The following is a 383-nucleotide window of genomic DNA, read 5'->3' on the forward strand; positions in this document are numbered from 1 at the left end:
CGGTCAGTATCTTTTCAAAAGTACATTCTTCAGCTGAAAAGGGTTATAAATCCGCCAATACCGTTACTTTTGAAGCTATGGAACTGCGCAACCGTCGCAAAGGGAAAATTAAAACCAATGTATTTTATAAGGGGAAAAATCACGAGGCTTACATTTCCCATGTCAAAGTCCAGATTACAGCTTCCAGAAAAGATATTTATCTGGTACTGGTTTATGGCATCACAGAACATCCCATGATGCTTGCCACAAATAAAGAAATCAAGTCCAAAGAGGATGTGATCAAAGTGGCAAGAACCTATTTTTCGCGATGGAAGATCGAGGAATACTTCCGTTGTAAAAAGCAGATCCTGTAAAGGCAAAAGTATTCTTCTGCTATTATCGAC

1 protein-coding gene is annotated in these 383 nt (G+C 38.9%); it reads left to right on the forward strand.

The features are described 5' to 3' along the window. Positions 1-353, forward strand: a 353-nt coding sequence (locus DW019_RS15585; RefSeq protein ID WP_347474424.1) for a hypothetical protein, incomplete at its 5' end; no start/stop codon positions are given. Positions 354-383: the final 30 nt, after the last annotated feature.

The organism is Clostridium sp. AF37-5 (assembly GCF_003477605.1).
GTDB lineage: Bacteria > Bacillota > Clostridia > Lachnospirales > Lachnospiraceae > Eubacterium_F.